Source organism: Mycetocola miduiensis (assembly GCF_900115155.1).
GTDB classification, from domain to species: Bacteria; Actinomycetota; Actinomycetes; order Actinomycetales; family Microbacteriaceae; genus Mycetocola_A; species Mycetocola_A miduiensis.
This window is the reverse complement of record NZ_FOVM01000002.1, coordinates 265,168-278,821: the sequence shown is the minus strand read 5'-3', so window position 1 is coordinate 278,821 and position 13,654 is coordinate 265,168. Positions and strand designations below refer to the sequence as shown.

The 13,654-nt window shown below is 65.8% G+C and carries 10 protein-coding genes; 4 read left to right on the top strand and 6 right to left on the bottom strand.

The window, feature by feature from the left end; translation table 11 throughout:
- Window positions 1-7: 7 nt before the first annotated feature.
- Window positions 8-496 (top strand): Cys-tRNA(Pro) deacylase, encoded by a 489-nt coding sequence (ybaK, locus tag BM197_RS05040; protein WP_177216726.1) that lies wholly within the window; start codon window positions 8-10, stop codon window positions 494-496.
- 10 nt (window positions 497-506) lie between these two features.
- On the opposite strand, the gene glgP is transcribed toward ybaK, so the two are convergent.
- The gene (gene glgP, locus BM197_RS05035) at window positions 507-3,068 is read right to left on the bottom strand and encodes an alpha-glucan family phosphorylase (RefSeq protein ID WP_090709396.1); all 2,562 of its coding nucleotides are present in this window, start codon (window positions 3,066-3,068) and stop codon (window positions 507-509) included.
- 115 nt (window positions 3,069-3,183) lie between these two features.
- Here glgP and BM197_RS05030 point away from each other — a divergent pair, with 115 nt between their 5' ends.
- Together BM197_RS05030 and glgB are read left to right on the top strand one after the other, a co-directional pair.
- Window positions 3,184-5,250 carry an alpha-1,4-glucan--maltose-1-phosphate maltosyltransferase gene (locus BM197_RS05030; RefSeq protein ID WP_090709394.1) on the top strand — a complete coding sequence of 689 codons (2,067 nt, stop codon included), beginning with the start codon at window positions 3,184-3,186 and terminating at the stop codon, window positions 5,248-5,250.
- Window positions 5,247-7,619, top strand: coding sequence for a 1,4-alpha-glucan branching protein GlgB (gene glgB, locus BM197_RS05025; protein WP_245762395.1), 2,373 nt, complete (start codon window positions 5,247-5,249; stop codon window positions 7,617-7,619). Before BM197_RS05030 ends, glgB begins: the two co-directional genes overlap by 4 nt.
- A gap of 99 nt (window positions 7,620-7,718) precedes the next feature.
- Here the strand turns inward: glgB and BM197_RS05020 are convergent, their stop codons facing one another.
- Window positions 7,719-8,675 (bottom strand): tetratricopeptide repeat protein, encoded by a 957-nt coding sequence (locus BM197_RS05020; protein ID WP_090709393.1) that lies wholly within the window; start codon window positions 8,673-8,675, stop codon window positions 7,719-7,721.
- Window positions 8,675-10,543: a DUF8094 domain-containing protein gene (locus tag BM197_RS05015; protein WP_090709391.1), complete on the bottom strand. Its 1,869-nt coding sequence runs from the start codon at window positions 10,541-10,543 to the stop codon at window positions 8,675-8,677. Before BM197_RS05015 ends, BM197_RS05020 begins: the two co-directional genes overlap by 1 nt.
- Before the next feature lie 192 nt (window positions 10,544-10,735).
- Between BM197_RS05015 and BM197_RS05010 the strand changes: the two genes are divergently transcribed.
- On the top strand, window positions 10,736-11,782 hold the full coding sequence (locus BM197_RS05010; RefSeq protein WP_090709389.1) for an AI-2E family transporter: 1,047 nt from the start codon (window positions 10,736-10,738) through the stop codon (window positions 11,780-11,782).
- 8 nt (window positions 11,783-11,790) lie between these two features.
- Here BM197_RS05010 and BM197_RS05005 read toward each other — a convergent pair whose 3' ends face one another.
- The 3 genes from BM197_RS05005 to BM197_RS04995 all read right to left on the bottom strand — a co-directional run bounded on the left by BM197_RS05005 (window position 11,791) and on the right by BM197_RS04995 (window position 13,624).
- Complete coding sequence (locus BM197_RS05005; RefSeq protein ID WP_090709387.1) at window positions 11,791-12,513, bottom strand: alpha/beta hydrolase; 723 nt, start codon at window positions 12,511-12,513, stop codon at window positions 11,791-11,793.
- A 10-nt stretch (window positions 12,514-12,523) separates the two neighbouring features.
- Window positions 12,524-12,823: a hypothetical protein gene (locus BM197_RS05000; protein WP_090709385.1), complete on the bottom strand. Its 300-nt coding sequence runs from the start codon at window positions 12,821-12,823 to the stop codon at window positions 12,524-12,526.
- 87 nt (window positions 12,824-12,910) lie between these two features.
- On the bottom strand, window positions 12,911-13,624 hold the full coding sequence (locus tag BM197_RS04995) for an aggregation-promoting factor C-terminal-like domain-containing protein (protein WP_245762394.1): 714 nt from the start codon (window positions 13,622-13,624) through the stop codon (window positions 12,911-12,913).
- Between the last annotated feature and the right edge of the window lie 30 nt (window positions 13,625-13,654).

Here is a 13,654-nt window from a genome sequence, read left to right as displayed (position 1 = left end):
CCGCATTGTGGCGAAAAAGAACTCGGCGGGAACCCCCGCAACGGCCGCGCTGGCGTCGCTTGGTATTGCGTTCACGCCGCACTCGTATGAGCACCAGCCAGGCACCGCCGGGTACGGACGCGAAGCCGCCGAAGCGCTCGCCGTCGACGGCAACCAGGTCTTCAAGACCCTGCTCGCCGATGCTGACGGGATGCTCGTTGTCGCGATCGTTCCGGTCACAGGCGTTCTCGATCTCAAGGCCCTCGCCTCCGCTGTCGGTGCCAAGCGCGCTGGCATGGCCGACCCGGCGCTCGCTGAACGCAAGACCGGCTACGTCGTCGGCGGAATCAGCCCCATCGGCCAGAGGACCCGGCTCCGCACGATCATCGACGCATCCGCCGGGGAGTTCGCCACCGTCTTTGTCTCAGGCGGACGCCGCGGTTTTGACATCGAGCTCGACCCCGCCGACCTCCTCTCGGTGACCGGTGGGTCGCTCGCCGCCATCAGCCGCCGCTGATCACGACCGCTCAGGCGATCGCGATCAGGCCCAGTTCCGCAGGGTTGTCCAGAAGCGGGTGGCACGGTACGACCCGGACGCTGTACCCGAATCCGCCCGGGCGTCGAAGGCTGACAGTGCCGGCGAACAGCCACTCCCCCGATTCAGACGCTTCAGCATCGTCGGCAGGTACAAGTTCCGCCGTCTGCACGTCCTTCAGGTCATCGCCGTTCACCGTGCTCCGGCCGTAGACGACCTGCACCGAGACGTCGTTCGGTGTCAGGGCGCCGAGCCGCACCGTCGCTCGCAGGTGCAGCTCGTCACCGACCTGTGGAGCAACATCCAGTCCACCCGACTCCACGTGCGTGATCGAGACGCCAGACCAGGCATCCCTCACCCGCGCCTTCCACTCGGCGAGGCTGCGCGCGGCGCGGAATCCGTCGTGACGCAGCACCGAGGTGCTGTTGAACGCAGGGCGGTAGAGGGCGTTGACGTACTCTCTGACCATCCGGTCGGCGCTCAGCTCCGGCGACAGGGTGGAGAGGGTGTGACGGATGTTTCCCAGCCAGTTCGTCGGGACGTCGTCCGTGTCGCGCTCGTAGAACCGGGGCGCGATCTGGTGTTCGATGAGGTCGTACATCGACTCCGCCTCGCGGCGGTCCCGTTCCTCGGCGTCTTCGGTGACCGCGGACGGGATCGCCCAGCCATTTTCACCGTCGAAGAACTCGTTCCACCAGCCGTCGAGGATCGACAGGTTGAGCACGCCGTTCAGCGCAGCTTTCATGCCGGATGTGCCGCACGCTTCGAGCGGTCGGAGCGGGTTGTTGAGCCAGACATCCGTTCCCGGGTAGAGCTTCTGCGCCATCGAGATGTCGTAGTTGGGCAGGAAGACGATCCGTTCACGCACCGCCGGGTCCTGGGCGAACTCGACGACCTTCTGGATCAGCCGCTTACCCTCGATGTCGGCCGGATGAGCCTTGCCGGCGATAACAATCTGCACCGGCCGTCCCGGATGCAGCAAAAGGCGGCGCAGCCGCTCGGTGTCGTGAAGCATCAGGGTGAGCCGTTTGTACGTGGGAACGCGTCGGGCGAAACCAATCGTCAGCACGCGAGGGTCGAGCACGGTGTCCATCCAGTCCGGTGCGATGCCGCCAGGGTTCTGGGCGAGCCATGCTCGCTTCAGCCGCCTGCGCGCATCCGACACGAGCTCCTGCCGCATCTGGTTACGGACACCCCAAAGGTCGGCGTCTGTCACCGACGGTGACGCCCAGTCCGCGTTCGCGGTGTCGGACGTTCCCAGGGTGCGAATCGCGAGCTCGGTCAGCTGCGGGGCCGTCCAGCTGGCCGGGTGAACACCGTTCGTCACCGAGCCGATCGGAACGTCTTCGGTGTCGAATCCCGGCCACAGGTCGCTGAACATCCGCCTGCTCACTTCACCGTGCAGCTGCGAGACGCCGTTGGCCCGCTGTCCAAGGCGGAGGCCCATCACCGCCATGTTGAAGGCGCCATCCATGCCCGCTCCGGGCTCACGTCCGAGCGCGAGCACATCCTCGGCCGACACACCCGGCAGCAGGTCGGTCGTGAAGTAGCGTCGGATCAACGCCGAGTCGAAGCGGTCGATTCCCGCCGGGACCGGAGTGTGGGTCGTGAAGACGGTGCCTGCCCGGACAACCTGGAGAGCCTCGTTGAAGTTCAGCCCGCCGCGGATCAGGTCGCGGATCCGCTCAACGCCGAGGAACCCGGCGTGGCCTTCATTGGTGTGGAAGACCTGGGGCGGTCGTACCCCTGAGCGTTCAGCCCACGCGCCGATCGCGCGCACACCGCCGATTCCGAGCAGGAGCTCCTGGCGCAGCCGGTGTTCTTCGGCCCCTCCGTAGAGACGGTCGGTGACATGGCAGAGTTCTTCGCTGTTCTCCGGAATGTCGGAGTCGAGCAGCAACAGGGTGACCCGGCCCACCCGACCCAGCCAGATCCTGGCGCTGAGCACCTGGTCGTCGGGGAGCATGAGTGTGACGATGACCGGGCTGCCGTCTGGCTGGCGCAGCACCCGCAATGGGAGCCCATCCGGGTCGAGCACAGGATATGTCTCCTGCTGCCAGCCGTCCGGCGACAGTGCCTGGCTGAAATAGCCGGCGCGGTAGAACAGGCCGACGGCGACGAGGGGAACACCGAGGTCCGACGCGCTCTTCAGGTGATCGCCGGCGAGGATGCCCAGACCACCCGAGTACTGCGGAAGCGCCGCAGCGATACCGAACTCGGGCGAGAAGTACGCGATCAGTTCGGGCTTGTCGCCCTCGAGGCCCTGGTACCAGCGCGGCTCGGTGAGGTACCGGTTGAGATCTTCCCTCAGCGCGTTCGCGCGGTGCACGAAACTGTCGTCAGAGGCCAGGGCGTCGATCCGGTCCTGGCTGATCTGCCCGAACAGGCTGATCGGGTCGTGCTGGAAATCGCGCCACGCATTCGGTGCGATCTCAGAGAACAGCTCCTGTGTGGGCCCGTGCCAGGACCATCTCAGGTTCCCGGCCAGGTGCTCGAGGGCGCTCAGCCGCTCGGGGAGAGCAGGGCGCACAGTAAATCGTCTAATCGCCTTCACGGGGTTCAGCCTAGGGCGCGTGGGGCCGTTTGCTGTGGTGAGAGCCCTTTATTGGCCCGACGGCGTTTTCGCAAGGCACCGGCGAACGGGAAGGATTCGCGGTACGGTCGGGTTTGTGGCGAAGAAAGCATCCAGCGCAACGTCCAGGCCCTCGAAGGCCGTCGCGGCGCAGTCCGACTCCAGCACAAAACCCGGCATTGGCAGAATTCCTGTACTCGGCCTCTCACCGGTCGTCTCCTGCGGCCGCTGGCCCGCACGCGCGTTCGTCGGTGAAGTGGTTCCGTTCCGGGCCACGGCGTTCCGTGAAGGCCACGACGCGATCGGGGTTGAGCTTCTGCTCACCGATCCGTCCGGTGCCACCGCGCGGCATCCGATGCGCCTGGTCACCGTCGGCCTCGACGACTACGAGGCCCTCGCCCAGCTGACGGCACAGGGCACCTGGCGATTCCGTGTGCGCGCATACGCCGACGATTTCGAGACCTGGCATCACAATGCCGCGATCAAAATTCCTGCGGGAATCGACGTCGAGCTGATGTTCACGATCGGCGCCCAGCTCCTGCGGCGTTCGTCAGCCGAAAAGTCCCGCCCCGCCGCTGAGCGCAGCTACCTGGCAGCGAAGGCCGCTGAGCTGGCTGCGACGGATGCTCCTCTCGAGCAGCGCATGGCGGTCCTCGACGACGCGAGACTTCACGAGATCGCGAGGCAGAACCCGATGTCGAGCCTGGCGAGTGAGTCGGAGGAGGCCGTCATCCGCGTGGAGCGGACCCGTGCCGGCGTCGGTTCCTGGTACGAGTTCTTTCCCCGGTCCGAAGGGGCGAAACAGAACGCCGACGGCTCCTGGACGTCCGGGACATTCCGGACGGCGGCGAAACGGCTCGCTCCGGTCGCAGCCATGGGCTTCGACGTTGTCTACCTGCCTCCCATCCACCCGATCGGAACGACCTTCCGCAAGGGGCCGAACAACACGCTCACCCCCGGCCCGCACGACCCCGGTTCGCCATGGGCCATCGGGTCAGCGGACGGCGGTCACGACGCCATTCACCCAGACCTCGGTACGGTCGACGACTTCCGCTTCTTCCTCGACGAGGCCGCCAGGAACAACATCGAGATCGCTCTTGACCTCGCACTGCAGGCGTCGCCCGACCACCCCTGGGTCACCGAGCACCCCGAGTTCTTCACCACCCTGCCCGACGGCACCATCGCGTATGCGGAGAACCCGCCCAAGAAGTACCAGGACATCTACCCGATCAACTTCGACAACGACCCTGAGGGCATCCGTGCCGAAGTCCTCAGGATCGTCCGGTACTGGGTCTCCCTCGGTGTGAAGATCTTCCGCGTCGACAATCCGCACACGAAGACCGTCGAGTTCTGGGAGTGGCTGATCGGAACGGTCAACGCCGAGGACCCCGACGTCATCTTCCTCGCCGAAGCGTTCACCCGGCCGGCGATGATGCAGGCGCTCGCAAAGGTCGGCTTCCAGCAGAGCTACACCTACTTCACCTGGCGCAACTCGAAGACCGAGCTCGAGGAGTTCTTCACGAGCATCAGCACCGAGACCGCTGATTTCCTGCGCCCGAACCTCTTCGTCAACACGCCGGACATCCTCACCCAGTACCTGCAGTTCGGGGGGCCGGCGGCGTTCACCATCCGTGCAGCCCTCGCCGCGACCGCAGCACCGGTGTGGGGTGTCTACTCCGGATTCGAACTGTTCGAGAATGTCGCCAGACCGGGCGCGGAAGAGAACATCGACAACGAGAAGTTCGAGTACAAGCCGCGCGACTTCGCTGCCGCGGAGGCCGCGGGCAAGTCGCTTTCCGTCTATCTCGGCATGCTCAACAAAATCCGTCGGGCGCATCCCGCGCTGCAACAACTGCGGAACCTGCGCCTGCACTCCAGCGACGATGACTCGATCCTCGTATACAGCAAACACCTCGCGCCGGAGTTCACCGGCACCGGGGTATCCGACACCATCCTTGTGGTCGCGAACGTCGACCCGCACTCCGTCCGGGAGACGACGGTGCACATCGACAGTTCTGCGTTCGGAATCGCACCAGGCATGCCGTACCAGGTCACCGATCTCATCACCGGCGCCACGTGGCAGTGGGGCGAGCACAACTTTGTTCGCCTCGACGCCTTCACCGAGCCGGTCCACATCTTCCACGTCCAGGAGGCCACCTCGTGACCGATCCCATCAAGCCCGCATCGACCCCGGCATCGTCAACACCGCCGGCTTCATCAAAACCGTCGGCTTCACCGTCGACTTCGAAGCCGTCGAAACCGGCCCGCTCCGCAACCCGGGCTACGCCGCCGACTCCGGTAACGCCGCCGGAGCCGCCGGAGCCAACCACGCCAGCGACGCCCGCGACGCCCGCGACGCCCGCGACAGCATCCCGGAACGCATCGGCACCGTCCGAGCATGTCCTCGGGGCCGTCTCCACCGGGTCCTACTACGACCCGCACTCCGTGCTCGGGCAGCACCCGTCGGGTGACAAAACCGTGCTGCGGACGCTGCGGCCGCACGCCGCAAGCGTCACCGCGGTTCTCGGCGGCGGTGAACGGTTGGAGCTCAGCCACCTGTACAACGGTATCTGGGAGGGCGAACACTCTGCGGGGTTCCCCGACTACACCGTCGAGAGCGACTACGGCGACGGAGTCGTGTGGCGCACGGAGGACCCGTACCGGTTCAGCCCGACCATCGGTGAACTCGACCTCCACCTCGTCGGCGAAGGCCGGCACGAGCGGCTCTGGGACGCCCTGGGCGCCCATCTGGTCGAGCACTCCGGGGTCTCCGGCACAGCTTTCACGGTGTGGGCGCCGCACGCCCAGGCCGTTCGGGTGCTCGGTGAGTTCAACGGCTGGGACGGCCGCCTGCACTCGCTGCGCAACATGGGTCCGACCGGGGTCTGGGAACTGTTCGTGCCAGGCCTTGAGGCCGGGGCGCTCTACAAATTCGAGCTGCTCGGTGCGAATGGCAACTGGGTGACCCGTGCCGACCCGATGGCGCGATTCACCGAAATTCCACCGGCGACGGCATCCGTCGTTGGCGAATCCCGTTACGAGTGGGCGGATGCCGCGTGGATGGAACACCGCGCAGCGACCAACCCGCACGACGCACCGATGAGCATCTACGAGATGCACCTCGGGTCGTGGCGGCCGGGGCTCGGCTACCGGGACATCGCCGACCCGCTGATCGAATACCTCCGTGCCCTCAAATTCACGCACGTGGAATTCATGCCGCTCGCGGAGCATCCGTACGGCGGCTCGTGGGGATACCAGATCACCGGCTACTTCGCGCCGACCAGCCGCTTCGGTCACCCCGACGACCTCAAGTACCTCATTGACCGCCTGCACCAGGCCGGCATCGGTGTGCTCATGGACTGGGTCCCCGGCCACTTCGCCACCGACGAGTGGGCGCTCGCCCGGTTCGACGGGCAGGCGCTCTATGAGCACCCCGACCCCCGGCGCGGTGAGCACAAGGACTGGGGCACGTACATTTTCGACTTCGGAAACAGCCAGGTCCGCAACTTCCTCGTGGCGAATGCCCTGTACTGGCTCGAAGAGTTCCACGTCGACGGGCTCCGGGTCGACGCCGTCGCCTCCATGCTGTACCTCGACTACTCCCGTGAGGAGGGCGAGTGGTACCCGAACGTGCACGGCGGACGCGAGAACCTCGAAGCGATCAGCCTGCTGCAGGAAGCCAACGCGACCGCTTACAAGCGCAACCCCGGCGTCGTGATGATCGCCGAGGAGTCCACCAGCTGGCCCGGCGTCACCGCACCGACCTCCAGTGGCGGGCTCGGCTTCGGGCTCAAGTGGAACATGGGCTGGATGCACGACTCGTTGCAGTACATCAAGCACGACCCGATGTACCGCTCCTACCACCACGGCGAACTGACCTTCAGCTTCGTCTACGCGTTCAGCGAGAACTTCTTGCTTCCGATCAGTCACGACGAAGTCGTGCACGGCAAGGGTTCACTGCTCGCGCGGATGCCAGGCGACCACTGGCAGAAGCTCGCGAACATGCGCGTCTTCCTGGCCTTCATGTGGGCTCACCCCGGCAAGCAGCTGCTGTTCATGGGGACCGAGTTCGGCCAGCCGTCAGAATGGTCGGAAGCACGGGGCCTCGACTGGTGGATCCTCGACCAGCCCAGCCACCAGGGGCTGTTCAGCCTCGTCGGGCAGCTCAACGGCCTGTACAGCGAGAACCCTGCGCTCTGGGCCCGCGACAACGACCAGGGCGGGTTCGAGCTGATCGACGGCGGTGACGCGGCGCACAGCGTCCTCTCCTTCCTCCGCCGCGACCACGACGGCAACGAGATCGTCGCGCTCTTCAATTTCTCGGGCGTACCGGTCGGGCCGTACCGTGTCGGTCTTCCGGCATCCGGGGATTGGGAAGAGATCCTCAACACGGATGCCGCCGAGTTCGGCGGGTCCGGTGTCGGCAACTTCGGAACTGTCGTCGCCGTCGACCAGCCGTGGGCCGGCCGCCCGGCATCCGCCGAGCTCACGTTGCCCCCGCTCGGCGCTCTCTGGCTGCGCCGCCGCTCGTAAGACGGGAGGGCCTCACTCGAAAACACCCGTCCCGGACGGAAACACCTGCGAGAACAGGTGGATCTGACCGGGACGGGTGTCTTCGTCGGTACCGGCGCCCTAGAACAGCAGGTTGGTCAGCCGCGCCCGGGCACGCACGACGCGCGGGTCGTCGAGGCCTGCGACCTCGAACAGCTCGAGGAGCCGGGTTCGGATCGTGTTGCGGTCGTCGGCATCCGCGGTTTCGAACAACGTCAGCAGGCGGTCGAAGGCGTCCTCGACGTGTCCGCCCGAGAGGTCGAGGTCGGCGACGTCGAGCTGGGCGTCCAGTTCGGTGGGCCCAGCGGCGGCAGCGGCGCGGATCTCATCGATCGTCTTGCCCTGAAGCCGGTGCAGCAGGCTGACCTGGGCAAGCCCTGCGACAGCCATCTTGTCGGTTGGGTTTTGAGCGATGGCCGTCTGGTACGCCGTGATCGCCCGCGGGTAGTCGCCCTGTTCGATCGCGTCGTAAGCCTCGGCGTGCAGCGGAGGCAACGGCGGTTCGACCGGCTCGGTGTCGTCGGCAGGGGCCGTAGCTGATGCTGTGCCGGTCACGCCGCTCTGCGCTGCGGCCTGCAGGACCTGTTCGAGGACCTGGCGGACCTGGTCTTCAGGCAGAGCCCCGGCGAACAGCTGGAGCGGACGACCGCCGATGAGCGCAACAGCAGCGGGCACAGACTGCACCTGGAAGGCCTGGCGCAACTGCACGCTCGTGGTGACATCCACGGTGACGAGCAGAAGGCGCCCGCCGTAGCTCTCGACGATCTGGCTGAGTCCGGGCGTCGGGGCACCGGCGTAGAGGTCGACCAGGACCGGCACCTGCATCGACAGGTCGAGGAACTGGCTGAAGTTCGCGTCAGACCCCTCCAGCACGAGGCTGGGCACGTCGATGACCGCACCGCCTGAAGACGCTGCAGCGCCGGGGGCACTGGTTGCGGCCGGCGTTGCTGGGCCGCCAGGGGCGGTCCCCCGGTTTACCAGGCTGGACAGGTCGATGGCGCCTCGGAGGTGCTCCGCGGCGGGCTGCATGCCGCTCATCAGAGTCCAGCCGCCTTGTTCAGTGCCTGGCTGAAGCCGAGCAGGCGGATCGACTCCGTGCTGCCTGCTGGTGGAACGTAGAACAACAACTGGTCTGTGTAGGTGGCCTGCACGCCCGTCTCCGTTTCTGTCAGCCCGCTCAGCGCCGAAGTCGCGGAGTCGGGTGCGAGCTTGATTTTCGCTCCGGTGTCGACCGGTTTGACGACCTCAGTCTCGACGATGTCCACCGCGACGATAGCACCGGACTCATTGGTCGCCAGTGCAACAGGGGTCGCCGTTCCCGCTGCCGCTGAGAACTCAATGGTCGCTGTCGAGGGCAAGCCGTCTTTCTTGGCCTGCCGGTCGGCGGCGATCGCCGTCCGCAGGGAATCGCCTTCCGCCTCGAACAGGTCGAAGTACTCGCTTTGGTCACCGTTGGTGATGACGTCTGCGTACGCTGCCGCCAGCTGGTTGGGCTGGAGGATCTGGAACGTGGACTCCGGTGGGAGCCGCGCCGTTCCGATGGTGGCCGGGGCGACATCCGGGATCTGGGCGTCAGGCTCGAGCCGGACGGCGGATTGCACCAGGTAGTTCTCGCGGGGGCTCTCCTGCACGAGGACGACCGCGGTCGGCGCGAGGGACGGATCGGTGTCGTCGTGGACGACGGTCAGCACGGTCCGTGGCCAGGTTTCGGTGGCCTCAGGGAGTGTCAGTCCGCCCGCCGTTGCCGGGATCGGAGTCGGCAACGCGTAGTCCGGGAGCTTCGCCCGAATCGCGTAGTTCGCGGTTCGTTCCTCGAGCGCCGGTCCCGAGAATCGGGTGGCGGCGAGTGTTGCGTCGCGCGCGGCATCCGCTTCGAGCGCCACTCCGGAGATCTGCGACACGATCCGTTTCAGCTGAGGGCCGGTCACGGCTGGGTACGGCTGGTCTTCGACGGGGAGAAGATCGGTCGGGGTCGGTGTCGGCGTTACTTGCCCGGTGCCGGAGAAGTCGGGCCAGGAACTGGCGGAACATCCCGTGAGCGCGAGAGCGGAGACCAAGGCGATCGGAACGATCGCGACCATCGACTTGCGAATCGATCGCTTACGCTTCGGCGCACTGCCGTGCTGCTTATCGGACTTGTAGCGGGACGGCTTGGGCACCTTCGGCATCTTTTCCATTCCGGGGCCGGCGGTGACACCCTTGCGGCGTGGGCCGCGCGACCGGCGCATGTGCTGGATACCGAGCAGATAGAGGACGAGTCCGACGATCAGCAGCAGGATGCCTCCCACGATCAGCGGACCGGCCCACGGAGTCGCGTTGTCGAGGGGCCATGACACCTCGACGCGGTCAGGCGCGGCATCCGTGCCGTTCGAAGCAAGAATGACGCTGACATCGTCTGGCACGCTGATCGTCTGGACGAGGGCTCCTTCCTCCGAGTACTCCGCGAGCCACAGGTCAGAACCTGCGGGGTTGGCCTGAGCGTCGAGCGCTGCCTGTTCTTCCGCGGTCGGCGCAGCGTCCTCCGGCGCCGCGGCGCCGCCCTCGGTCGGCTCCTCCGCGACGTCGTCGGTCTGTACCGCCTTCGGGGTGACGACGGATGACTTCAGCCTGTGGTTCTCGGAGTCCACCGTCAGCGCGTTGTACGGGGATTCCCCGAGCCACGCCTGGACGTCGGCCGTGCGCCCGTAGGCGAGGAAGACTTGGTCCGAACCTGATACGGTCAGCGATTGCTGGCCGGGCTGCTGGGTGAGTTCCTCACCGCTGATCACGGTGTACGGCAGGTCACCTTTGACCGTGGTGTTGACGGCGTATGTCGAGGGGCCGAGAAAGATCGTGTGTTGGGCGATACCCAGCACGATCATGGCCGCGGCGACCACAAACGCCAAAATCGCGAGAACGAAGCGCACTACATCTCCTTCACAGGTTGCGACCGCAGGGCGAATTTGCTCGGAAATCCGGGCCGGTAGCAACAGGACAGACGTTTCACAGTAGTCGAAATGCCTGAGAGGGCGCTTAATACGCTAGCGGATGCCGCCCGATGCGGCGTCTCTCGCACCGGACAGTACGATGATCTGACGTGCGCCGATGGAGGGACAGCAGTGAAGATTTCAAACCCGTTCCGTGTCGGACTCATCGGCACGCTCGGCGTCGGACTCGGTCTTTTGATCATCCTCTCCGTTGTCACACTCCAGACGATACTCACCTATATCGGGGCCGCGATCTTCATCTCCCTTGGCCTTGACCCACTGGTTTCGTGGCTGGAAAAGAAGCAGTTCCCGCGCTGGGCGGCGCTCATCGTGGTGATTGTCGGCCTGCTGACCTTGTTTGCCGGACTGGTCTGGATGGTTGTTCCGATCATCATCGACCAGGTCTCCGAGTTGATCGCTCTTATCCCCGGCCTGCAGGCACAGTTCCAGGAGTACCCACTGGTCGAGGTCCTCTCGGACCAGTTCCCGGGCCTCGATGTCCGCGCGATCATCGCGGACGCCGGAAAGTTCCTGACCGACAACATCACCGACATCGGATCCGGCGCGATCCAGGTGGCGTTCGCCATCGGCTCGGCGCTCTTCGGCGCCCTGATCATCCTTATCCTCACTATTTACTTCACCGCGTCGCTCGGCTCGATCAAGCGTGGCCTGTACCAGCTGGTGCCAGCGACGAAGCGGGAACGTTTCGCTGACCTCGCCGAGCAGATCACCGACTCCGTTGGCCGGTATGTGATCGGCCAGGTCGGCACGGCCGCCTGCAACGGCATCCTGTCCTTCATCTTCCTGTCGATCATCGACGCGCCGTTTCCGCCGGTGCTTGCAACCATCGCGTTCTTCTTCTCGATGATCCCGCTGGTCGGAACACTCATCGGGTCGATCATCATCACCCTGGTTTGTCTCATCCCGGGACTCGGCTCCCCCGTCACCGCACTGTTCGCTGGTATCTACTACCTCATCTACATGCAGATCGAGGCGTATGTGATCAGCCCGAACGTGATGCGGCGCGCTGTGGCCGTCCCTGGTGCGCTCGTCGTCATCGCGGCGCTTGCCGGCGGTTCGCTGTTGGGCCTGCTCGGAGCGCTCGTCGCGATCCCGACCGCTGCCGCGGTGCTGTTGATCATCAAGCAGGTTGTGATTCCCCGCGCGAACGAGCTCTGACTGACGATCTAGTCGTCGGTCGGCCACTCGGTCTGCAGTGGGAGGGCCGCGGGGTTGACCGCTCGCACGATCTCTTCGAGAACGCGGCGAGTCTGGTTCTCACCGACCCAGAGGTGTTTGCCACCGTCGACTGGGATAAGTGTCATGCCGGGCACGCTGGAGAACCGCTCTGCGGCCTCCTCCGGGCGCAGGTAGTCGTCGAACTCGGGGATCAGCGCGATCAACGGGCGGTCATCGTCGTGCCACGACGCGACCTCGTCCGGTTGTGCACGGTGCAACGGCGGCGAAAGCAAAATCGCACCCGCGATCGGATGTGACCGTCCGTACTTCAGAACCAGTTCGGTCCCGAACGACCAGCCGACGAGCCAGGGCTTTGGCAGGCCGCGCTCGGCGACGAACGCCATGGCGGCGTCGAGGTCGTGTTCTTCGGTGATCCCCTCGCCGAAAGCGCCGTCGCTCGTGCCGCGCGGAGAGGAAGTACCGCGGGTGTTGAACCGCAGGACGGCGATGTCCGCGAGTGCGGGAAGTCGGCCGGCGGCCTTGCGAAGGATGTGCGAGTCCATGAAACCGCCTGCGGTCGGCAGCGGATGCAGCGTCACCAGCGTCGCGACGGGTTCCCGGCCCTGCGGGGTGGCGAGTTCGCCGACGAGGGTGAGCCCGTCCGCGGTGACGAGTTCGATGTTTTCGCGCGTTGCGGGCAGTTCGACACCGCCACGGATTTCCAGGGTCATCGCATCCTTCCTAACCGATTCGCCAGCAGTGGGTATGCCAGTGCCTGCGTGCTGCAAGGTCGGCGGCGTCACCGAGAACGCCGTCCGCGCGCCAGACAACGAGGTGAGCGGTGCCGCGGCTGACCGTAAGCGAGCAGGCCGGGCAGAGGTAGTCCTTGACCGCTTGTCCGGCGCTCACGGGCTGTACGTTCCATTCGGCGCCGCGCCGCGTCTCGGTCCGCTTCCAGCCGTTCATCAGGCGCGACAGATCGTCACCGTCGTCGTCGTTCCGAGCCGGCTTGGCGCCGCGCGGACGGTTGCTTCGAGGCATGCTTTCATCCTAGGCAGTGGACACGGGTGAACCGGCATCCGCGAAAGTCGACGTGCCCGCCATCAGACGGACGGCCGATTTCTCCGCTTAGTACCAGCCTTTGGCCTGCGAGTGGCTCCATGCGCCGCAGGGGGTCCCGTACCGGCCACTGATGTAGCCAAGACCCCAGGTGATCTGCGTGGCGGGGTTCGTGGCCCAGTCGCTGCCTGCGCTGCCCATCTTGCTGCCGGGGAGCGCCTGCGGGATGCCGTATGCGCCGCTCGACTTGTTGGACGCGTTGACGCGCCAGCCGGATTCCTTGTTCCATAGCGAAACAAGGCAGGAGAACTGGTCTTCGCCCCATCCACGTGCGAGAACCATGTCGTGGGCGATCGCCTGGGCGGAACCAGGGTCGGCCTTCACCACGGGCAGCGGGGCGCTCGTCGCCTTCTTGACCTCGGTCGCCTTCTTGGCCTCGGTCGCCTTTTTGTCGTCCTTGACGACCGGCTCGACCACGACGGGTGGCGGCGGAGGCGGCGGCGCGATAACGGTGTACCCGTCGCGCGTGAAGCTGGTGTCGTACGCCCCGGCCACGGCAAGCTTCTGCGTGGCCTTGCCGTCGTAGCGCTCAGCGACCTGGAAGTACGGGGATGCCGTCGCGCCGGAGTATGGGTCGACGACGTTCACGGCGACGAAGCCGACGGCAGCGGTGAAGGCGAAGATGAAGAGAGTGAACGGGCTGCGCGATCGGGGTCTCTCAAAAGCCCTTCTGACCTTCGGAGCTGGTACAGAGGACTCGATTTGCGCTATATGTCTACCCACGATTCCCCGACTTTAGCCCAGAACGGGGAC

What these genes read in the sequence shown, in the direction of transcription:
- BM197_RS05020 (WP_090709393.1), bottom strand. Translation starts at nt 8,675, where the DNA reads ATGAGCGGCATGCAGCCCGCCGCGGAGCACCTCCGAGGCGCCATCGAC.
- BM197_RS05005 (WP_090709387.1), bottom strand. Translation starts at nt 12,513, where the DNA reads ATGACCCTGGAAATCCGTGGCGGTGTCGAACTGCCCGCAACGCGCGAA.
- BM197_RS05000 (WP_090709385.1), bottom strand. Translation starts at nt 12,823, where the DNA reads ATGCCTCGAAGCAACCGTCCGCGCGGCGCCAAGCCGGCTCGGAACGAC.